Genomic DNA, 21060 nt, shown 5'->3' on the forward strand with positions numbered 1-21060 from the left:
GACCTCCTGGTGCCCGTTCTGCGTCCGCCTCAAGCGGAGCCTGGACCGGCAGAACATCGAGTACACCGAGATCGACGTCGACCACGACGCGGAGGCCGCGGCCTTCGTCGAGAGCGTCAACGGCGGCAACCGGGTGGTCCCGACCCTGCTGTTCGACGACGGTTCCACCAAGACCAACCCGGGCATCGGCGAAGTGTTGGAGAAGCTCGGTCGTTGAGCCGACCCCGCCGAGCGGACCCGCCGCCCCGGCGGGTTCTGTCGGTGGCGCATGAGACCGTGAGGACATGACCGTTCGATCGAGTGCAGCACCCGTCCACCGGCCGACCGCGTCGGCCCGGGACGGGCTCGATCCGCAGCAGTCGGAGGCCGTGCTCGCACCGCGCGGCCCCGTCTGCGTGCTGGCCGGCGCCGGGACGGGCAAGACCCGGACCATCACCCGGCGCATCGCGGCGCTGATCGAGAGCGGCCAGGTGAATCCGAGTCAGGTGCTGGCGGTGACGTTCACCGCGCGCGCCGCCGCCGAGATGCGCGAGCGACTCGCCGCGCTCGGCGTCTCGGGACCGGGCAGCCGGGTGGCCGCACTGACCTTCCACGCGGCGGCGCTGCGCCAGCTGCGCTACTTCTGGCCGATCGCCGTCGGCTCGTCGCAGTGGCGGCTGATGGACAGCAAGTTCCCGATGGTGCGGCGGGCGATGCGCGACGCCGGCGTCGACACCGCGGACCGGGAACTCGTCCGCGATCTGGCCGCCGAGATCGAATGGGCCAAATCGACGCTGGCCTCACCGGACACCTACCCGGAGGCGGCGCGCGGCCGGGACCTGCCGTTGCAGGCGGAGAGCATCGCGGGCGTCTTCGAGGCGTACGAGGCGGGCAAGGCCGCACCCGACGGCGACCGGCTGCTCGATTTCGAAGACCTGATCCTGCTGACCGGGGGGATCCTCGACTCCACGCCCGCGGTGGCCGAAGAGTTCCGGGCGCGATACCGCAGCTTCGTCGTCGACGAATACCAGGACGTGACCCCGCTGCAGCAGTACCTGCTGAACGCCTGGCTGGGCGGCCGCGACGATCTGACCGTGGTGGGCGACGCCAACCAGACCATCTACAGCTTCACCGGCGCCACCCCGGAGTATCTGCTGGACTTCACCCGCACCTACCCGGACGCGACGCTCGTGCGCCTGGAACGCGACTACCGGTCGACGCCGCAGGTGGTGGCGCTGGCGAACGGGGTGATCGGCCGCGCCCGCGGCCGGGCCGCGGGCACCCGGCTCGAACTCGTCGGGCAGCGACCGGGCGGGCCCGAACCGGTCTTCGCCGAGTACCCGGACGAGACCGCCGAGGTGGTCGGCGTGGTGGCGCACGTCAAGAGACTGCTGCGCGCCGGAGTCGCGGCCGACGAGATCGCCGTCCTGTACCGCATCAACGTGCAGTCGCAGCCGTACGAGGAGGCGCTGTCCGCGGCCGGCATCGACTACCGGGTCCGCGGCGACCTCGGCTTCTTCGAACGTCCCCAGGTGGCCGCGGCGCTTCGCAGGCTCGCCTCGCTGGCGCAGCAGCCGCCACCGCCGATGGAGACGGCGGCGGCGGTCCGTCGCGCGCTGACGCCGCTCGGCTACGCCGACACCGAACCCGGCGGGGCGCAGGCCCGCGTCAACTGGCAGCAGATGACGCGCCTGGTGGAACTGGCCGACGAGGTGCTGGCCGACCGGCCGGGACTGAGCTTCGCCGACCTCGTCGCGGCACTGCACGACCGCGCCCGCACCGGTGGCGACGGCGGGCGGGGGGTGACCCTGGCGTCGATGCACGCCGCCAAGGGCCTGGAATGGGACGCGGTGCTGCTCACCGGGCTGCACGAGGGCTCGATGCCGCTGGGCCGGGCGGGCAAGACTCCTGAAGGCGTGGAGGAGGAACGACGACTCCTCTACGTGGGCGTCACACGCGCCCGCGAACACCTGCACCTCTCGTGGAGCCTGGCCCGGTCCGAGGGGCGGGCGGCGAGTCGTCGTCGTTCCCGGTTCCTCGACGGACTGGTGCCCGGCGCACCGACGGACTCGCCCGGGACGGGGGACCCGGTCGGCGGACGACCCGCCGGACCCGATCGTGCGGTGTACGAGGCACTCGTGGACTGGCGCGAGGAGTACGCCGCCGACAACGGGATCGCCGCGTCGAACGTGTGCAGCGGCAACGCGCTGAAACAACTCGCGCGATCACTGCCGACGAGCCTCGAAGAGCTGCGCCGGATCAGCGGCATGACCGCCGAACGCGTCGAGGAGTTCGGCGCCGAGGTGCTCGCGGTGATCGCCGGGAACCGGAGCACTCCCGCGGGCCGCTGAACACGACACGGTAAAAGCGCAGGTCAAAAAAAGATTGTGCGCCCCCCGGCAGGGGCGTACTGTGATCCGAGTCGTCATCGACCGAGAAAGGAATCGCACCGACATGAAGAGCATTCTGGCTGTACGCCACTCATCAGGAAAACGCCGCCGTACCTGCAGCAGCAGCGTCGCGAGCGCGCATGCGATTCCCCGTGGCCGTCGTCGGCTGTCGATCTCGATCAGGGATCTGACAGACCCGGACTCACACCAGAGACCTTCCCGGCCACGGCGAATCGCGACAGCGAATCCCCGGGCCGGTTCTTCTTTTCACCCCCTTTCGGCTTCCGGGGCATCGCGCAAGGACCACAGTCACTTCACGCGAAAGCCCACACATGACCATCACCGAATTCACCACTGTCGGATTCCCCACCGAGATGCCGGCCCCGCAGACCACGGGCCGAATAGGCCGCATCGAGCCGCGCCGCATCGAACTCCCCTGCCAGAGCGGCGACGCCGACCTCTGGTTCGCCGAGGCCCCCGCCGACCTCGAGAACGCCAAGGCGCTCTGCCGCGAGTGCCCGCTGCAGGCCCCCTGCCTCGCCGAAGCCGTCGAGCGCGGCGAGCCCTGGGGCGTCTGGGGCGGCGAGATCTTCGCCGGCGGCGTCGTCATCGCGCGTAAGAGGCCGCGGGGGCGGCCGCGTAAGAATGCGTAGCCGCCTGGCTCTGGGTGGGTCAGGGCAGGACGACGATTTCGGTCTCACTCGTCCTCGCCACGCGACGTTCTGCGAGATAGCGCGCTCGACTCGCGTCAGGCGCGTGTCGTGCGGAGACGTTCGACCGAAATCGTCGTCCTGCCCCTCACCCGATGCCAGAGGGCGGCCCGCCACGCCCCACGTCAGCGTGACGCGTGTCGTGCGGAGGGCGCTGCGACGACCCTCGGCACCCCACCCTCACCCGATGCCGGCGGGCGGCCCGCTTCGCCTATCGGTGGTCTCGACTCCGCTCGACCGGCGGGGGAGAGATACCTCGGTGATCGAGCGGAGTCGAGATCCCGGTCGAGGAGGAGATTCCACCCGCCGGCTGAGCCGGTCGAGCCGCTGGGCGAGACCGTGTCGAAGCCCCGCCGGTGATCAGAAGTCCCGTCGGTGATCAGTCGGCGACGCCCGGGACCCACTCGTTCATGATCGCGCGATAGGGGGCCTCGGCATTCGAGCTGAGCGGCGATGCCGACGCAGCCGAGCAGGACCCGGAACACCATCACGTACTCCTTCGGCAGGTTCATGTACCGCGACGTCTTGTACACGTCGCCGGTCAGATCGGTGGCCTTGCCCGCCGCCCGCTGCATCCACTTGCGGGTGAAGTGGAATGAGTCGGAGTAGAGCGGGTCGACGTACGGTTTCAGATAGTTCGCCAGATCGTCCGAGCTCACCTTGGACGCGTACTGGGGGAGGATGAAGCCGTGCTGCACCAGCATGGCGCGCAGTTCGTCGTACTTCCGGTCGCGGGCCAGTGCCAGGATCGGCCCGGTCTGCGGCGGCAGACCGTCCGGGTAACGTCCGATGGCGCCGAAGTCCAGGACGCCGAAACGTCCGTCGTCGAGGACGAAGAAGTTGCCGGGGTGCGGGTCGCCGTGCAGCAGGCCGACGCGGGCCGGTGAACTGAACTCGAAGGTGGTCATCTTGGTGGCGGCGGCGTTTCGCTGTTCGCGGGTGCCGTCGGTGATGATCTTGCTCAGCCGGGTGCCCTCGATCCACTCCGAGACCACTACCTTCGGTGCGCTCGCGACCACCCTGGGCACCACGAAGTCGGGGTCGCCGGCGAAGGCCTCGGCGAAGGCCCGCTGGTTGTCGGCCTCGCTGAGGTAGTCGAGCTCGTCCTCGGTGCGATCGATCAGTTCGTCGACCATCGTCTTGACGTCGGTGCCCGGCGACAGCTTCTGAATCAGCCCGGACATCCGGCTCAGCGTCTTCAGATCGGCTTTGAGCGCGTGATCGGCCCCCGGGTACTGGACCTTCACCGCGACGGTCCGGCCGTCGGCCCAGACCGCCCGGTGGACCTGGCCGATGCTGGCCGAGGCGGCGGGGGCGTCGTCGAACTCGGCGAAGCGCTCACGCCACCGGGTGCCGAGCTGCTGATCGAGCACGGCGTGCACGGTCTCGATCGGCATCGGCGGCGCCTCGGCCTGCAGTTTGGTGAGGGCGGCCCGGAACGGTTCGCCGTACTCCTCGGGAACCCCGGCCTCCATGATCGAGAGCGCCTGGCCGACCTTCATCGCGCCGCCCTTGAGTTCACCGAGCACCGCGAACAACTGTTCGGCGGTCTTCTCCATCAGCTCGGCACTGACCTCGTCCTTGCTCTTACCGGCCAGTCGTTTGCCGAGGCCGGCCGCGGCCCGTCCCGCCATGCCGAGCGGCAGCGCCGCCAGTTTGGCATTGCGGCGCCCCGCTCCACGTGTGATGTCGCTCAACGCAGTCCTTTCGCCTGCCCCGAGGATAGAGGAAGCCCGGGTGCGGTGACTGTCCACGACAGGGACACCCCGGATGGGGCGGCGCCTCGAGCAGCGAGGTGCCCGCCGGGTGCGAATGAACCCGCAGCTGGTGATCGACGATCTGCGGTGGGGTTCCGCGCGGATCGGCCAGCCGCGCGGCCAGACTCTGGATCTCCTGAACGGCGAGGGCGGCGGTGACGGCGGTGGTCTCCGGATCGGCGCCGCCCGCCGCCGAGTTGAGGCGCGCGGCCAGGACCGGCCACTCCGGATCGAGTTCGGCGCGATGCAGATCCGCGCACTGCAGGCAACCGGTCAGCCCGGGCAGGACCAGCGGCCCGATCACCCCGGCGCCGCCGGCGAGACCGACCGGGAGATGCGGGGTCCGGGCGGCCATCAGCGCCAGGCGCACCGCGGGATCGACCAGCGGCCGGTCGGCGAGGAGCATCAGATTGCAGTCGAGTCGCCGGGACATCGCCGCGGCGCGGAGCCGATCGTCGATCACCGGGATCCCGGCCGTGCACAGGCCCTCGGCGAGCAGCCGGGCCAGGACGCCGTCGCCGTGGATCCGCACCCGGAGTCCCGAGTCGTCCGACGCCGGGTCGCGGGCCTTCCCCGCCGCCACCAGGCGATCGAGGAGTCCGGTGAACGACGACGCGGTGAGGCCCGCCGCGCGGACCCGTCCGCCGAGTTCGGCGCGGGTGATCGGGCGTCGCAACTCGTCGAGCAGTCGTGCGACGGACTCGGTGACCGCGGGCGGATCGAGATGCACGATCAGCGCCGACGACGGATCCCAGCCGATGTGCAGGCTGCCGTCCTCGCGCGCGAGGACCGGGGTGCCCGCGGTGAGGACGGGGAGCGGTCGATGCGGGTCACTGTTCGTCATGGACGAACGGTGCCACCCGGGCACCCGCCACGTCCAGGGCGCTTTCCACAGGCCTGTGGAAAACTTCGCGGGGGCGGGTCAGGCGTCGTCGCCGCGCTGTCTGCGCTCCTCGGCGATGGTGCGTTCGAGTTCGGCGATCGGATCGTCGAACGCGTCGGTGCCGCCGCCGATCACCCGGTCGATGAACCCGGCCGGATGATCCAGGTCCTCGGAGTCGGGGAGCAGATCCGGGTGGGCCCAGACGCCGTCGCGGACCGACAGATCCGAGGCCTCGCCCAGCAGGCGCCACAGATCGGCCGCCTCGCGCAGCTTGCGGGGCCGCAGGTCGAGGCCGATCAGGGTGGCGAAGGTCTGCTCGGCGGGGCCGCCGGAGGCGCGTCGTCGTCGCATGGTCTCGGTGAGGGCCGCCGTCGACGGGATGCGGTCGCTCAGCGCGGACAGCACCACGTGCTCCACCCAGCCCTCGATCAGGGCCAGGAGCGTCTCCATCCGGTTCAGCGCGGCCTGCTGCTCGGGACTGGTCTCCGGCGCGAACTCGGCGGCCTGGCCCATCAGCGCCTCGATCTTGGCGGGGTCGGCGAAGAGCTCCTGCGGGTCGATCCCGGCGCCGAGCTGCTCCAGCCCGCCCACGTCCATGCGGATCCCGCGCGCGTACTCCTCGACGGTGGAGAGGAGACGCTGACGCAGCCAGCCCACTCCCGCGAACAGTCGCTGGTGGGCCGCCTCGCGGGCGGCGAGGAAGACGACGATCTCCTGCCCGGGCAGGTCGAGACCCTCGGCGAACTTCGCGATGGCCTCCGGCAGCAGCGCGCCGGTGCCCTGCGGGGCCAGGGGGAGACCGATGTCGGTGGAGGTGAGGACGCCCGTGGCGAGGTGGCCGAGGCCCTGCCCCAGCTGCGTGCCGAACATCATTCCGCCCAGCCCGGACATCATGCCGAGCATCGGTCCGGCCATCGCCTTGGCCTCCTCGGGCAGGCCGTCCTGCCAGGTGGTCGAGAGCGAGGCGGCGATCGGATCGCACAGCGCCTTCCAGGTCGGCCGGGTCTGTTCGAGCCAGTCGACCGGTGTCCAGGCGTGCGCGGAGGTGATCCCGGCGGGCAGCGTGGTCTGGTCGTCGAGCCAGAGCTCGGCGAGGCGCACCGAATCGGTGACGGCCTTCTCCTCGCTCGCGAGCATCGGCCGGAAGTCGCCGAGCTGCCGGCGGGCCGTCTGCATCGCGGCGTCGTAATCGACCGGACCGGCCGAGGCCGCGCCGGGTGCCCCCATCCCGCTGAACATCTGGCCCAGCTGGGTGAACACCTGGCCGAGCATCGAGGGATCGAAACCGGCGCCGCCGAGCATGGACGGATCGAAGCCGGCAGCGCCGAACGGGCCGCCGGCGCCGAACGGGTCGCCGCCCGCACCGCCGGCCGGCGGCTGATTCTGCGGGCCGTCGGAACGGTTCCGCTTGTCGTCGTCGTCCTTGCCGTCTGACGAGGAGAAACCGAAGGGCAGATCACTCATGTCCTCCACGGTACCGGGCTCGCGCGCGGGCCGCGCCGGTCCGGCCGCGGTGTCGATTACGCTGAGCGGAATGAAGCGCAACAACACCCGCCGGCTGCTGATCTCGACGCTCGTGGCCGTGGTCGTCGTGGTCGCGTTCGTGTTGCTCGGCAGCTTCGCGAAGATCCCGTACGTCGCATTGAGCCCGGGGCCGACGGTCAACACGCTCGGCGAGTTCGACGGCAAGCCGGTGGTCGTCGTGACCGGCGGTGAAGACGATCACCCCAAGGGGCATTCGAATCTGACGACGGTCTCGCTGACCGACCAGATCACCCTCTTCCAGGGCATTGGCATGTGGGTGTCGGGCGACTACCAGCTGCAGCCGCGCGAACTGTACTTCCCCCGGGGCAAATCCGACGACGAGGTCCGCAAGGAGAACGTGCAGCAGATGATGGGCTCGGGCGACAACGCCACGGGCGCAGCGCTGACCTATCTGAAGCGGCCGACGGCGGTGGGCATCGGTTCGATCGCCGACGACAGCCCCGCCAAGGGCAGGCTCGAGGTGAACGACGTCCTCGTCGCCGTCGACGGCACCGCCGTCGGGACCGCGCAGCAGGTGCACGATCGGATCCGGTCCCGCAAACCGGGGGAGAAGGTGACCCTCACGGTGAACCGGGCGGGCGGGGAGAAGGCCGTCGAGGTGACGCTGGCCGCACGTCCCGACGACGCCGCAGCCGGGTACCTCGGCGTGACTCCGAAGGCGGTCAGCGCGGACCCGAAGATCCGGATCACCTACAACACCGGCGACATCGGCGGTCCCTCCGCGGGACTGATGCCGAGTCTGGCCGTGATCGACCACCTGACCCCCGGCGACCTGTCGGGCGGCAGGTTCATCGCCGGCACCGGCACCGTGGTGCCCGCGGGCGAGGTGGGGCCCATCGGCGGCATCCAGCACAAACTGCGCGCGGCGAAGAAGGCCGGCGCCGAGGCCTTCCTGGTCCCGGCGGACAACTGCAAGGAAGCGCTCGACGACGCGCCGGACGGGCTGGAACTGGTCAAGGTCGGCAGCGTGACCGAGGCGGTCGACGCGCTCGGCGCGCTCGATGCGGGCCGGCCCCGGCCGCACTGCTGAGCTCCCCGGCCGGCGCGCTCGCGCCGAGGTCAGTCGCCGTCGAACGTGGCCGCGAGCTCGTCGAGCAGGTCGGCGGCCATCTCCGGGTGGGTCCGCAGGTGATTCTGCTGCGCGGGGTCGTCGTCGGGGGAGGGTTCGACGTCGAGCAGCGCCAGCCGCGCCCCGGTGCGCAGGACGCCGGCGATCAGCCGGGCGCGCCTGCCCGTGCTCTCGAGGCCGTCCGGCGGCACGACGGTGATCTCGGTGACCAGTGCGCGGCCCGCGACCACCTCGGCGGGGAGATCCTGCAGGTCGGGGTCCTCCTGGTCCTGGAGCACCGGGCTGAGCGCGGTGCCGTCGGCGAGGTCGGCGCCGAGCAGCGCCGTGGGGATCAGCGCGAACAGCAGATCCGGAGACTCCCACGGGAGCTCTTTCGCGTAGTCGGCGCATTGGGCGAGGGCGTTGCCGAGATCGGCCTGGGAGAAGCTCACCCCACCATTGTGGCGCGTGCCCGTTCTGGGCGAATCAGTAAGGTAGAGGCGATCCCTGTCTTCACAACCCCCGTTTGGAGTCAATGACGTGGTGGGTACTCGCGGTCCGGTCGGTAGACCGACGCTGACTCGTAGAACAAAAGTCCTGGTGGCGGTGGCCGTGGTGCTGCTCGTGCTGCTGCTGATCGGTCCGCGGATCGTGTCGCTGTGGACGGACCTGCTGTGGTACTCCGATCTGGGCTACTCGACGGTCGTGACGACCATGCTCTGGACCCGGTCGGCGACCTTCCTGCTCACCGCGGTGACGGTCGGCGCGATCGTCTTCGGGGCGGTCTACGCGGCGTATCGTTTCCGGCCGCGTCATCTGACGCTGACCGATCCCAACGATCCGCTGGTGAAGTACCGGGAGAGCGCCGGTCGGCGTCCCCGGCTGGCGGCGCTGCTGCCCGCCGTCCTGGTCGGTCTGCTCGCCGGACTGGTGGCGCAGGCGTCGTGGGCGACCGTGCAGACCTTCCTCAACGGCGAGTCGTTCGGGGTGCGGGATCCGCAGTTCGGCATGGACATCGGCTTCCACGCGTTCACGGTGCCCTTCGTCCGGCTGATCCTGGACCTGGCGTTCCTCACGTTCGGCGTCGCGTTCGTGGCGAATCTGCTCACGCATTACGTGTTCGGCGGGATCCGGCTGGGCGGCAACGGCCGTCGCGGCATGATCGACGGTCCGGCGCGCATCCAGCTGGCCGTGATCGCCGGTCTGTTCGTGCTGGCCAAGGCCGTGGCCTACTGGTTCGACCGGTACGACCTGCTGACCGGTGACCGGCGCGGCGACATCTTCACCGGTGCCACGTTCACCGACATCAACTACGTGCTGCCGTCCAAGCTGATCCTGATGGTGATCGCGATCGTCTGCGCGGTGGCCTTCTTCTCCGCGGTGTTCCTGCGGGATCTGCGGGTCCCGGCGCTGAGCGCGGTGCTGCTGCTGATCTCGTCGCTGGTGATCGGCGTCGCGTGGCCGACGGCGATGGAGCAGTTCGCGGTGAAGCCGAGCGCGGCGGACAAGGAACGCGAATACATCCAGCGGAACATCACCGCGACCCGGGACGCGTACCGGATCCGGCCCGGGCGCGATGTCACGGTCGACGACGGGTGGGGCCGCACCCCGGCGCAGCCCGCCCGCGTGAACAGCGACGTGGCCACGCTGAGCAACATCCGGATCCTCGATCCGAACGTGCTGTCGCCCACGTTCAACCAGCGGCAGGGCCTGCGCAGCGTGTACGGCTTCCCGGCCGAGCTCACCGTCGACCGCTATCGGGTGGACGGCGAGCAGCGGGACTTCCTGGTGTCGGCCAGGGAACTGGATCCGGCCAAGCTGACCGAGAACCAGACCAACTGGATCAACAAGCACACCGTGTTCACGCACGGCAACGGCTTCGTCGCGGCCCAGGCCAACAAGGTGGTCAGCGACGGCGGCGATTCCGATGCCGAGCGCGGCGGCGTGCCGCAGTTCATCGTCGCCGACGTGAACACCGTGCGGGCGGCGAAGGCCGCCGACGGGAAGGCGCCGTTCGGCGTCACCCAGCCGCGCATCTACTTCGGTGAGCTCATCGGCAGCTCGACACCCGACTACGCGATCGTCGGGACCGACGAGGGCGCCCGGGAGTACGACGGCGACGCGGGCAGCAACTACACCTACACCGCCGACTCCGGTGTCTCGCTGAGCAACTGGGGCAGCCGACTGCTGTACGCCGTCAAGTACGGCGAACGGAACTTCCTGCTCTCCAACGCGCTGAACGAGAACTCGCGGATCCTGTACGACCGCGACCCGCGCGACCGCGTCAAGAAGGTGGCGCCGTGGCTGACGGTCGATGCCAAGACGTATCCGGCGGTGATGGCCGACGGTTCCATCAAGTGGATCGTCGACGGCTACACCACGCTCGCCAAGTACCCGTACGCGCAGCGCACCTCGCTGCAGGACGCGACCGCCGACTCCCGGCAGGCGAACAGCGGCACCACCGCGCGCACCCAGGTGAACGAGGAGGTCTCCTACGTCCGCAACTCGGTCAAGGCCACCGTCGATGCCTACACCGGCAAGGTCACCCTGTACCAGGCCGACGACACCGACCCGGTGCTCAAGACCTGGATGAAGGTGTTCCCCGGCACGGTCAAGACGAAGGCCGAGTTCGACGCCAAGCAGGATCTGAAGTCGCACATGCGGTACCCGGAGGACCTGTTCAAGATCCAGCGGGCGCTGCTCACCCGTTACCACGTGACCGATCCGGCGACCTTCTACCAGGCCGACAACTTCTGGTCGGTGCCCGCCGACCCGGACCCGGAGAAGTCCGGTGATCCGCGTCAGCCGCCGTACTACTTCACGGCGTCGGCGCCGAACGCGCAGAACCGGGCGCAGTTCCAGTTGACCGGCTCGCTGAACTTCCTGCGGAAGCAGAACCTGGCGGCCTACATGACGGCCAACTCCGATCCGGAGGGCTACGGCAAGCTCACTCTGAAGACGTTGCCGACCAACACGGTCACGGTGGGGCCGACGCAGGGCGGCGAGGTGATGCGCGCCGCGCCGAAGGTCACCGAGCAGCTGAAACTGCTGGAGAACACCAAGAACATCTACGGCAACCTGCTGGCGCTGCCGGTGGGCGAGAACGGTCTGCTGTACGTGCAGCCGATCTACACGCAGGCCAAGACCGGCGATGCGTCCATGCCGAAGCTGGCTCGGGTGTTGACCTACTACAACGCGATCGCGACCGCAGACAAGGACAGCGCCGCCGTCGGCATCGCGACCACGGTCGCCGCGGCGCTGGAGCAGGTCGGCATCAACCCGGGCGCCGCGACGCCGATGGAGGGGGTCGATCCGGCTGAGAACAAGGGCGACGCCGGTGCGAAGCCGAACGGGGCGACCCCGAATCAGCAGCCGGCCGCTCCCGGCCGCGATGCGGCCGTGAAGCGGCTCGGCGACGCCCTGTCGAGTGTGCGTTCGGCGCAGTCCAGCGGTGATCTCGGCAAGCTCGGCGACGCTCTGAAGGAACTGGACGGGGCCATCGACGCCTACGAGAACTCGGGGAGCTGACGCTCGCGGCGATCCGTCCCGGATCCCGATCCACGCACGACGACGGCGCGGGTCCTGTCACGAATGTGATCAGGGCCCGCGCCGTCTTCAGCAGGGGCGTGACCCGCTGCGGCCGATTCTTCTGCGCGCGATCGCCGCGGTGGGTGGGGCCCCGGTCCTCGTCGGACGTCCCTTCCCCGGTCAGGTGTTCGACGACGCCCCCGGTGCGGAACGACTCAGTGCGGGAAAAGCTCCCGGTAGTGCCTGATCTCGCGTTCGCTGTGGTCGGGCAGCATTGGCGAGTGGTGCAGGCTCCGGGTGAGCCGGGTGTAGACGGCCACGGTGATGGTGAGCAGCGCCAGCGCGAGGAGGCCGTAGGTGATGTTCAGCGGTTTGCCTTCGGGCAGCTGAGCGAGGGTGTACAGCCACAGCGCCGAGAAGCAGCCGCCGGCCATCAGGGTGACGAAGGCGACCATCGCCATCGGGTGCCAGGTGCTCTTCTCGTGAGTCGAATGGTTGGCCATGTCGTCCTCCTCCGTGATCGTCGAGCATCTCCAGGATAGCGCAGCAGTGATGGAGATCACAGCGTGTGTGAGGGCGGATTCCCGCTCCCGCGGCGTGCGATCGAGGCGTCGGCGGCGGATGTGCGGCGGGGGCGGGTCGTGCGAAACCCCTGGTCACGGCTCGGGAAACCGCCGGAAAAGTGTCGTTGATCACGTTGTGCCGTAATCGATTTGCCACAGGGTTCCACTGCGTGTAACTTAATTCTTGCAACGCGGGGTGGAGCAGCTCGGTAGCTCGCTGGGCTCATAACCCAGAGGTCGTAGGTTCAAATCCTGCCCCCGCTACCAGGTACGAAGGTCCCGCCGGTTTCACCGGCGGGACCTTCGTCGTATGTGGGGTCTGCATCGTGGCGAGTCTCGTTCCCGGAGCGGAATCACGTTCTTGTTCTGTGCTGATATTTGATCTGTAGTCGCTTCTGCATGAAATAATCGGATGAAATAAGCTGATACTTGATGTGGAGGCGGGGCGGATCAGATGTCGTACAGGACGTTGAAGTCGATCTTCCACCAGCGAGATCAGGCCGGCGCCGATGCCGAGGAACGGAGTCGGCGAGAGTCGCCCGCGGCCGTCCACTGGGATCTGCTGATCGGTGAGCACTCGATGTTCGCGCTGATGACTCCGGAAGTCGCAGTCTTGATCGAACGGATCATGAGCCTGGAACCGAAGATCCGAGCCGAGTGGGAGCAACTGCCCGGCAGCGCCCGCCACCACTATCTGAATCGCATGGTGATCGACGAGATTCAGGCGACGAATGAGATCGAACAGGTCCGTTCGACCAGGAAGGAGATCCGCGAGGCGATCAAGGCGGTGCGGTCGGAACGGGTCGAGGCGAACAGTCGGTTCACGGAGATGGTGCGCCTCTACCTCGACATCGGCGACGACGAAGCGGAGAGTCCGCAGACGCTCGATGATGTGCGAGCCGTGTACGACGCGGTGACTCGGGGCGAGATCGGCGAGGAGGACTCACCCGACGGGCGACGGTTCCGGCGAGGACCGGTGTCGATCGAATCGGGGACGAGGGTCGTTCACACCGGCGTGATGCCCGAGTCGGCGATCGACGACGCACTGACTCTCATGCTGAGCCAGGGGCGCGACGACTCGATCCCCAGGCTGATCAGGGCGGTGGTCGCGCACTTCATCTTCGAGTACACGCATCCGTTCTACGACGGCAACGGCCGGACCGGTCGTTACCTGCTCGCGCTGGACCTGCGCCAGGTGCTGGCCCCGTATGCGAGCTTGGCGTTGTCCGCGACCGTGGCGGACAACAAGGACCGCTACTACCGGGCGTTCGCGAACGCGGAGAACCCGTTGAATCGCGGAGATCTGACTCCCTACCTGATCGACATGATGGAGATCATCGCCGAGGCACAGCACCGGTTGTTCGTCGACCTGGCCGGTCTTCGGAAGAAGATCGAGATGCTCGAAGGAGCGGATCCGTGTTCTCGTGGAAGACGAACGGTTTCCCCGGAACGTGGGACTCGACGCGGAGTCGGCGCCGTCGGTCGATCGCACCGCTGTCGCCGCGATCCTGTTCACCCTGGGCCAGGCCCACCACTTCGATGCGAACGGCGCCGTCAGACTGGGCACTCTGGCCGCCGCGGTGGGTCGTTCCACCCAGTTCGTCCGCCCGCGATTGCAACACCTCGTGGATGCCGGGGTCGTCGAGACGGTGACGAAGAAGCCGCTGCGCTTCCGACTCGCCGCGAGCGGGGTGGGGCTCCTCGAACCGGACACGGAGTAGTTCTCGCCGGTGCGGGAACGTCGGACAACTACTGCAGGAGGATCACATGGGTGGCCGCACACGCGCTGTCGACACCGAACTCGCCACGCTCACACCGACCCAGGAGGGGCGGGTGCTCACCGCGCGGTTCGCGCAGCCCCCGCACCACTTCGTCACGATCGAGCTGGTGCGTGATCTGGATGCGCTCACCGCCGCCGTGGACCGCGATCCGAGTGTGGGAGCCGTGGTGCTGACCGGGACGGGGCGGAGCTTCCTGACGCACGCGGACCCGGACGCCCTCGCCCCGATCACCGGGCTCCCGCACGTTCCGGGCGGGCTGCTCGCGCCGATGCTGGCGGTGCAGGCGCGGCTGAACCGGATCCCCGGCGTGATCGGAGTGCTGGAACGGCTCGGTCCCACGACGTCGGCGGTGGCCTGGGGCGCCCGCTGGAAGCGGACGACCCTGCGCATGAACCGGTCCGGTGCGGTCTATCTCGCCGCGATCAACGGTCCCACCACCGGTGGCGGCCAGGAGATCGCGCTGGCCTGCGACCTGCGCTACGCCGAGGATGCCGACCACGTGCGGATGGGGCAGATCGAGACCCTCGCCGGACTCATCCCGGGCGGCGGCGGGACACAACGGCTGCCGGCGATCATCGGCTTCGGCCGCGCGATGGAGCACGTCCTCGAAGGCGCCTCGATCTCGGCACGGGAGGCGTACGAACTGGGCATCGTCACCCGGCTCACTCCGCCGGGCGGCGTGCTGGCCGCCGCACAGGAGACCGCGGCGCGTCTGGCGAACCGCGCGCCGTCGGCGATCGCCGAGGCCAAGAGATCGCTGTACTTCGCCGCCCGCTGGCCGCTGTCGCTCGGACTGGACCGGGAACTCGCCGGGTTCGTCTCCGCCGGATCCGTGCGTGCCGCCGCGGACGTGCACCGCGCCTTCCACGAGGATCTGGCGCGGACCGGCGGCTCACCGCTGATCGGCGACGATCCCGCGTGGCGGGACGGCACCCGCGTCGACCAGGTCTGATCCGGCACTCGGTTCTGGTGCGGGTGGCGTCGTCGTCGTTCGGCCGTGTCCGCCAGAGGACGCGTAGTCGCCCTCGGATGCACGAAGGACCCCGGTACGGAACCGGGGTCCTTCGCTCTCGAGGGCTGCGAGAGAATCGGGTGCGATCAGGCGTTGCCGGACAGCTCGTCGTCGAGACGCAGGAGTCCGGGGCCGTCCTCGTTGATCAGCTTCGCACGACCGAGGACGCCGCGCACGGTGGCCTCCTCCTCGATCTGCTCGGCGATGAACCAGTCGATGGTCGGCCGGGAGTCGACGTCGCCGGTCTCCACGCCGAGGCGGTAGAGGTTGCGGATCGACTCCGAGACCTTCTCCTCGGCCTCGAGCGCGACCTCGAAGGCCTCCGCGACGGTGTTGATCTTGATCGCCGGCATTCGGATGTCGCCGATCACCGGGTGGTTGTCGCGATCGGTCAGGTGCTCGATCAGGCGATCGGCGTGGGTGAGCTCCTCGGCGGCGTGGTTCTTCATCCAGCCGGCGATGCCGGGAAGGTCTTTGAGATCGAATTCGATGGCCAGCTGGCGGTACAGCATGGACGACTCGAATTCCAGGGTGATCTGCTTGTTGAAAGCGTTTTCGAGTTCCTCATTCATCTTCATGCTGACGAGATTATCCATGTTTCTCCCTGTGCGCTAGCAAGTTATGTCTTACCTAAACCCGCTCTGAACTGCGGTGATGTGCTAATCCTAGCCTAAGTGAGGGTGCCCTGTGCAGTCCTGGAGGGAATTTCCGAAACCGTGGGGAATAACGGGATCGGCGGTGGCGGAACCGGTGTTCCGGCGAGATCCGTCGGTACCCTCGACTACCTTCTGACGGCATGACGACGAATCTCACCGCCCCGCAGCTCGATCGCGTCCGGGGCGCACTCCTGGGCCAGGCGACCGGTGACGCGCTCGGCGCCGGCTACGAGTTCGGGTCCGCGCCGCTCGGACCGGAGGGGCCGAGGATGATCGGCGGCGGCCTCGGGGGTTTCGCGCCGGGAGAGTGGACCGACGACACGACGATGGCGTGGGCCGTGGCCGACGCGGCGGCGACGTTCGGGGATCTGCGGACTCCCGCGGCGCTCGACCTGGTCGCCCGGCACTTCCGCGACTGGTTCGACTCCGGCCCGGACGACATCGGGGTGCAGACCGGTCTGGTCCTCCGGCGCGCCGGCGCCGATCCGACCGCCGAGTCCATGACGAACGAGGCCGCGCTGCTGCACGCGGAGACCGGGCGTACCGGTGGCAACGGCTCCCTGATGCGGACCGTCGCCGTCGCCCTGCCGCATCTGGACGCTCCGTCCGCGGTCGCCGAGGCGGCGGTCGCGGTCGGTGCGTTGACACACTGCGACCGCCGGGCACGGGAGGCGTGCGTGCTGTGGTCGCTGGCGATCCGGACGGCGATCCTGGACGGGCGCTTCGACGTGCGGAGCGGCCTGACCCGTTTCGACGAGGAGGCCGCCGGGTTCTGGTCGGCGCGCATCGACGAGGCCGAGCACTCCGCGCCCGGCCGGTTCGCGCCGAACGGCTACGTGGTCCCGGCGTTCCAGGCGGCGTGGGCGGCGATCGTCGCGACCCCGGTCCCGGACGAGCAGCCGGAGCGGCACCTGGCCGACGCGTTGTGGACGGCCATCGCGATCGGCGACGACACCGACACGGTCGCGGCGATCGCGGGAGCGCTCCTGGGCGCCCGCTGGGGCGCCGCCGCGGTGCCCGTCGAGTGGCGGGACGTCGTGCACGGCTACCCGGGACTCACCGGTGAGGAACTGACGGCACTGGCCGAACGGGCGACCGGCCTCGGCTCCTGATCCGGTGGCCCGACGCTATCCGCCGATCGAATAGACCCGATTCGGCACCGACACGGTCGCGTCCCAGCCGAACTCGCGGCGCATCCGCAGCCGTAACGACTCGGCGGCCTGCGGTTCGCCGTGCACGACGAAACCGTGCTCGGGCGGCCGGGTGAAGCCGGACATCCAGCGGATCAGTTCGTCGCCGTCGGCGTGGGCGGAGAACATGTGCAGGTCTTCGACGTGGGCGTTGACCGGCACCCACTCGCCGTACAGCTTGAGGAAGCGCGCGCCGTCGGCCAGGGAACGTCCGCGCGTGCCGACCGACTGGTAGCCGGCCAGCACGATGGTGGTGCGCGGATCGGAGGCGAACGCCGCGAGGTGGTGCAGGATCCGTCCGCCGGTGGCCATGCCGCTCGCCGACAGCACGATCTTGGGGGAGCGGTCGGCCGAGATCTCCTTGGACTCCGCAGGGTCGCGCGTGTATTTCGCGACGGCGAACATCTCGTCGGTCAGGGCGGGATCCAGCCGGTGGTCGTCGGGGAAATCGCGCAGCAGTTCGCCGGCGTTGATCGCCATCGGCGAGTCGACGAAGATCGGCACCCGCGGGATCCGGCCCGCGCGGCGCAGCTGCCACAGGTGGTAGAGGATCAGCTGCGTGCGTCCGACGGCGAACGCCGGGATCAACACGGTGCCGCCGCGGGCGATGCCCTCGGTGACCACCCGTTCCAGCGCCTCGATCGCCGGGGTCGCATTGCGCAGCCGGTCGCCGTAGGTGGATTCGGTCACCAGGACGTCGGCGCGCTCGATCGGCTCGGGATCGAACATCAGGGGGTCGTCGTACCTGCCCAGATCACCGGTGAAGGCGACGGTCCGGCCGTGCCAGTCGACGGTCACGGTGGCCGCGCCCAGGATGTGGCCGGCGCTCCGGAAGGTCGCCTCGACCCCGGGCAGCGGGGAGAACGGGGTGTGCGGCGGGTGGACCTCGAAGCGTGCGAGGGCGCGGGTGACGTCGCCGTCGTCGTAGAGGGGCAGCGCCGGACTGTGCCGGGTGGCCTTCTTCCGGTTCACGAAGTCGGCGTCGCGTTCCTGGAGGTGGGCGCTGTCGCGGAGGATGATCTCGGCGACGGCCCGGGTCGCGGGCGTGCAGTGCACGGCACCGGAGAAACCGTCGCGGACCAGACGCGGAAGATAGCCGGTGTGATCGAGGTGCGCGTGCGTCAGGACGACGGCGTCGACGCGATCACCGGGGATCGGCAGCGGCCGCCAGTTGGCCTCGCGCAGATTCTTGATGCCCTGGAACAGTCCGCAGTCGACCATCAGCGTCTGGGCGGGCGACTGCAGCAGGTGCTTGGAACCGGTCACGGTGCCCGCGCCGCCGAATGAGGTCAGAGTGAGTCCGGCCATGAAGTCGACCCTAGTGGAGGCCGCAGAAGAGTCAGAGCAGAGGAGTCAGAGCAGAGCAGGGGGAGAGACGACGACGGGGCCGGTCATGATGACCGGCCCCGTCGTGCAGGATCCTCGACGGCGCACATCCCTCACGAGCGCCGGCGACGGATGTCGCGCGATGTGTGACGACTCAGGAGTACAGCAGCCCGCCGCAGCTCGGCCATGCGCCGACGCCCTGCGAGGCGAGGGTGTTCTCCGCGACGCGGATCTGCTCACCGCGGCTGTTGTGGTGCGGCATGCCGCTGCCGCCGTTGGCCTGCCAGGTCGGCAGCGAGAACTGCAGACCGCCGTAGTAGCCGTTGCCGGTGTTGGTGGACCAGTTGCCGCCCGACTCGCACTGTGCGACGGCGTCCCAGTTGTGGCCGGGAGCGGCAGAAGCGGTCGCGGCCATGGCGCTCATCGGGGCGATCGTCGCGGCGCCGACGATCACGGCGCGAGTGGCGAGCTTGGTGATGCTCATTGGTCGTTTCCTCCTATGTCTCGCCCGGAAGATCCCGGGGCGATTTCGGACCGCCGTTGACGGTACGGGGTGGAAACCCCGAGGTCACGCCGTCAAATGTGGTGCAAATCACTTACCCGCCGTCGGCGTGGGAGGGCGTACCCGGGTGTTCGAGCAGGTCATCACCGAGATTCCGTCGTAATCATTCCGTTACAACTCGAGGGCTAAATGTGATGTATCCCACATTGAGAAAGTGACCTCACACACTTTCTCAGCCGGGGTTAGCGTGAGGCCGTGGGCGCATATCAGGACCAATTCACGCGGAGCAACGACGATCCGGAGGGCTTCTGGCTCGACGCCGCCGAGGGCGTCGACTGGATCACACCACCGGACCGGGCCCTGGACGACACCGATCCGCCGATCTACCGGTGGTTCCCCGGAGCCACCCTGAACACCTCGGTCAACGCACTCGACCGCCACGTCGCGGCCGGGCGCGGCGATCAGCCGGCCCTGATCTGGGACTCGGCGATGACCGGGCAGCAGCGCACCTACAGTTACGCGCAACTGCTCGACGAGGTCGCCGCGTTCGCCGGGGTGCTCGCCGCGCAGGGCGTCGCCAAGGGCGACCGGGTGATCGTCTACATGCCGATGATCCCCGAGGCCGCCATCGCGATGCTGGCCTGCGCGCGGATCGGTGCGGTGCACTCGGTGGTGTTCGGCGGATTCGCCGCCCCCGAACTCGCGGTCCGCATCGACGACGCCGAACCGGTCGCCGTCGTCACCGCTTCCGGCGGACTGGAGCCCGGGCGCACCGTCGAGTACCTGCCGATGGTCTCGGCCGCACTGGAACTCGCGTCGTCGGCGCCGTCGACGGTCATCGTCAAGAATCGTGAGCAGGTCGCCGGCAGCGCCGCCGACCACGGTTGGATCGACTGGGACGAGGCCGTCGCCGAGGCGGAGCCCGCCGCGCCGGTCGAGGTCGCGGCGACCGATCCGCTGTACATCCTCTACACCTCGGGCACCACCGGCACCCCGAAAGGGGTGGTGCGCGACAACGGCGGCCACGCCGTCGCGCTGACCTGGTCGATGAAGAACATCTACGACATCGACCCCGGCGACGTCTGGTGGAGCGCGTCCGACGTCGGCTGGGTGGTGGGGCACTCGTACATCGTGTACGCCCCGCTGCTGGTCGGCGCCACCACGATCGTGTACGAGGGCAAGCCGGTCGGCACCCCCGATGCGGGAGCCTTCTGGCGGGTGATCTCCGAGCATCGCGCCAAGGCGCTGTTCACCGCGCCGACCGCGATCCGGGCCATCCGCAAGGCGGACCCGGAGGCGGCGCTGCTGGCCGACTACGACATGTCGAGCTTCACCACCCTGTTCACCGCCGGTGAGCGACTCGACCCGGACACCTTCTTCTGGGCCGGGGAGAAGCTCGGCGTGCCCGTCGTCGACCACTGGTGGCAGACCGAGACCGGCTGGTCGATCGTCGCCAACCTCCGCGGCCTGGAGGCGATGGAGATCAAGGCGGGATCCCCGTCGGTCCCGGTGCCCGGATACAACGTCGAGGTGGTCGACGGCGAGGGTGCGGCGGTGCCCGCGGGGGCCGAGGGCAACATCGTCGTGCGCCTGCCGTTGCCGCCCGGCACGCTCGCCGGACTGTGGCGGAACGAGGAGCGTTACCGGTCGTCGTATCTGAACGCGTTCCCGGGCTACTACCTCACCGGTGATTCGGGGTACGTCGACGACGACGGGTACGTCTTCGTGCTCGGCCGCTCCGACGACGTGATCAACGTGGCCGGGCACCGGCTCTCCACCGGCAGCATCGAGGCCGTGATCGCCGGGCATCCGGCCGTCGCCGAGTGCGCGGTGGTCGGCATCAAGGACGACCTCAAAGGCCAGCGGCCCAGCGGCTACGTGGTGCTCAAGGCGGGTGTGGAGATCGCCGACGCCGACCTGCGCGCCGAGCTGGTGAAGCGGGTGCGCGACGAGATCGGCGCGGTCGCCACCTTCCGCGACGTGACCGTGGTGCAGGCGCTGCCGAAGACCCGGTCGGGCAAGATCCTGCGCAAGACGATGCGGCAGATCGTCGACGGCGATGAGTACGTGGTGCCGTCGACCATCGAGGATCCGGCCGTGATCGCGGTGCTGGCCGAACAGCTCGGTCCGAAGGGCTGAGTCACTCTCCCTTCCCCGTTCCTCTCCGATGAGTTAGCCTCGCCTAAGGGT

The 21060-nt window shown here is 69.2% G+C and carries 15 protein-coding genes, 1 tRNA gene and 2 pseudogenes; 10 read left to right on the forward strand and 8 right to left on the reverse strand.

What is annotated here, in order from left to right:
* Position 1 precedes the first annotated feature (1 nt).
* From QM809_RS08510 to QM809_RS08520, 3 genes and pseudogenes are all read left to right on the forward strand, one after another.
* Positions 2 to 217: pseudogene (locus QM809_RS08510) on the forward strand (mycoredoxin); the annotation flags it as partial.
* A 67-nt stretch (positions 218 to 284) separates the two neighbouring features.
* Complete coding sequence (locus QM809_RS08515; protein ID WP_415045353.1) at positions 285 to 2330, forward strand: ATP-dependent DNA helicase UvrD2; 2046 nt, start codon at positions 285 to 287, stop codon at positions 2328 to 2330.
* A 413-nt stretch (positions 2331 to 2743) separates the two neighbouring features.
* On the forward strand, positions 2744 to 3022 hold the full coding sequence (locus tag QM809_RS08520) for a WhiB family transcriptional regulator (protein WP_415047040.1): 279 nt from the start codon (positions 2744 to 2746) through the stop codon (positions 3020 to 3022).
* Positions 3023 to 3458: 436 nt separating this feature from the next.
* Here QM809_RS08520 and QM809_RS08525 read toward each other — a convergent pair.
* The 3 genes and pseudogenes from QM809_RS08525 to QM809_RS08535 form a co-directional block, all read right to left on the reverse strand.
* Positions 3459 to 4776: pseudogene (locus QM809_RS08525) on the reverse strand (ABC1 kinase family protein).
* Positions 4667 to 5680 (reverse strand): TOMM precursor leader peptide-binding protein, encoded by a 1014-nt coding sequence (locus QM809_RS08530; protein WP_415045354.1) that lies wholly within the window; start codon positions 5678 to 5680, stop codon positions 4667 to 4669. The pseudogene QM809_RS08525 and the gene QM809_RS08530 overlap by 110 nt, the downstream one beginning before the upstream one ends.
* A 78-nt stretch (positions 5681 to 5758) precedes the next feature.
* Positions 5759 to 7183, reverse strand: coding sequence for a zinc-dependent metalloprotease (locus QM809_RS08535; RefSeq protein ID WP_415045355.1), 1425 nt, complete (start codon positions 7181 to 7183; stop codon positions 5759 to 5761).
* A gap of 70 nt (positions 7184 to 7253) precedes the next feature.
* Here QM809_RS08535 and QM809_RS08540 point away from each other — a divergent pair, with 70 nt between their 5' ends.
* Positions 7254 to 8294, forward strand: coding sequence for a PDZ domain-containing protein (locus QM809_RS08540; RefSeq protein WP_415045356.1), 1041 nt, complete (start codon positions 7254 to 7256; stop codon positions 8292 to 8294).
* A gap of 29 nt (positions 8295 to 8323) precedes the next feature.
* On the opposite strand, the gene QM809_RS08545 is transcribed toward QM809_RS08540, so the two are convergent.
* A complete protein-coding gene (locus tag QM809_RS08545; RefSeq protein ID WP_415045357.1) occupies positions 8324 to 8764 on the reverse strand; it encodes a hypothetical protein in 441 nt (146 codons plus the stop codon).
* 88 nt (positions 8765 to 8852) lie between these two features.
* Here QM809_RS08545 and QM809_RS08550 point away from each other — a divergent pair, with 88 nt between their 5' ends.
* Positions 8853 to 11840 (forward strand): UPF0182 family protein, encoded by a 2988-nt coding sequence (locus QM809_RS08550; protein ID WP_415045358.1) that lies wholly within the window; start codon positions 8853 to 8855, stop codon positions 11838 to 11840.
* A 215-nt stretch (positions 11841 to 12055) separates the two neighbouring features.
* Here the strand turns inward: QM809_RS08550 and QM809_RS08555 are convergent, their stop codons facing one another.
* On the reverse strand, positions 12056 to 12343 hold the full coding sequence (locus tag QM809_RS08555) for a hypothetical protein (protein WP_415045359.1): 288 nt from the start codon (positions 12341 to 12343) through the stop codon (positions 12056 to 12058).
* Between the two features lie 250 nt (positions 12344 to 12593).
* On the opposite strand from QM809_RS08555, the gene QM809_RS08560 reads away from it, so the two are divergent.
* The 3 genes from QM809_RS08560 (at position 12594) to QM809_RS08570 (ending at position 15136) form a co-directional block, all read left to right on the forward strand.
* Positions 12594 to 12670, forward strand: a tRNA-Met gene (locus tag QM809_RS08560).
* A gap of 313 nt (positions 12671 to 12983) precedes the next feature.
* Positions 12984 to 14357 carry a Fic family protein gene (locus QM809_RS08565; protein WP_415045360.1) on the forward strand — a complete coding sequence of 458 codons (1374 nt, stop codon included), beginning with the start codon at positions 12984 to 12986 and terminating at the stop codon, positions 14355 to 14357.
* Positions 14291 to 15136, forward strand: coding sequence for an enoyl-CoA hydratase/isomerase family protein (locus QM809_RS08570; RefSeq protein WP_415045361.1), 846 nt, complete (start codon positions 14291 to 14293; stop codon positions 15134 to 15136). Before QM809_RS08565 ends, QM809_RS08570 begins: the two co-directional genes overlap by 67 nt.
* A gap of 146 nt (positions 15137 to 15282) precedes the next feature.
* On the opposite strand, the gene QM809_RS08575 is transcribed toward QM809_RS08570, so the two are convergent.
* On the reverse strand, positions 15283 to 15774 hold the full coding sequence (locus QM809_RS08575) for a ferritin (RefSeq protein ID WP_415045362.1): 492 nt from the start codon (positions 15772 to 15774) through the stop codon (positions 15283 to 15285).
* Between the two features lie 218 nt (positions 15775 to 15992).
* Between QM809_RS08575 and QM809_RS08580 the strand changes: the two genes are divergently transcribed.
* Positions 15993 to 16964, forward strand: a complete 972-nt coding sequence (locus tag QM809_RS08580; RefSeq protein WP_415045363.1) for an ADP-ribosylglycohydrolase family protein — start codon at positions 15993 to 15995, stop codon at positions 16962 to 16964.
* Positions 16965 to 16979: 15 nt separating this feature from the next.
* Here the strand turns inward: QM809_RS08580 and QM809_RS08585 are convergent, their stop codons facing one another.
* Positions 16980 to 18350, reverse strand: coding sequence for an MBL fold metallo-hydrolase RNA specificity domain-containing protein (locus QM809_RS08585; RefSeq protein WP_415045364.1), 1371 nt, complete (start codon positions 18348 to 18350; stop codon positions 16980 to 16982).
* A gap of 172 nt (positions 18351 to 18522) precedes the next feature.
* Positions 18523 to 18852: a transglycosylase family protein gene (locus tag QM809_RS08590; protein WP_415045365.1), complete on the reverse strand. Its 330-nt coding sequence runs from the start codon at positions 18850 to 18852 to the stop codon at positions 18523 to 18525.
* A gap of 273 nt (positions 18853 to 19125) precedes the next feature.
* Between QM809_RS08590 and QM809_RS08595 the strand changes: the two genes are divergently transcribed.
* Positions 19126 to 21009, forward strand: coding sequence for a propionyl-CoA synthetase (locus QM809_RS08595; protein ID WP_415045366.1), 1884 nt, complete (start codon positions 19126 to 19128; stop codon positions 21007 to 21009).
* Positions 21010 to 21060 lie beyond the last annotated feature (51 nt).

This window comes from Gordonia sp. (in: high G+C Gram-positive bacteria), from assembly GCF_047600385.1.
Classification (GTDB): domain Bacteria; phylum Actinomycetota; class Actinomycetes; order Mycobacteriales; family Mycobacteriaceae; genus Gordonia.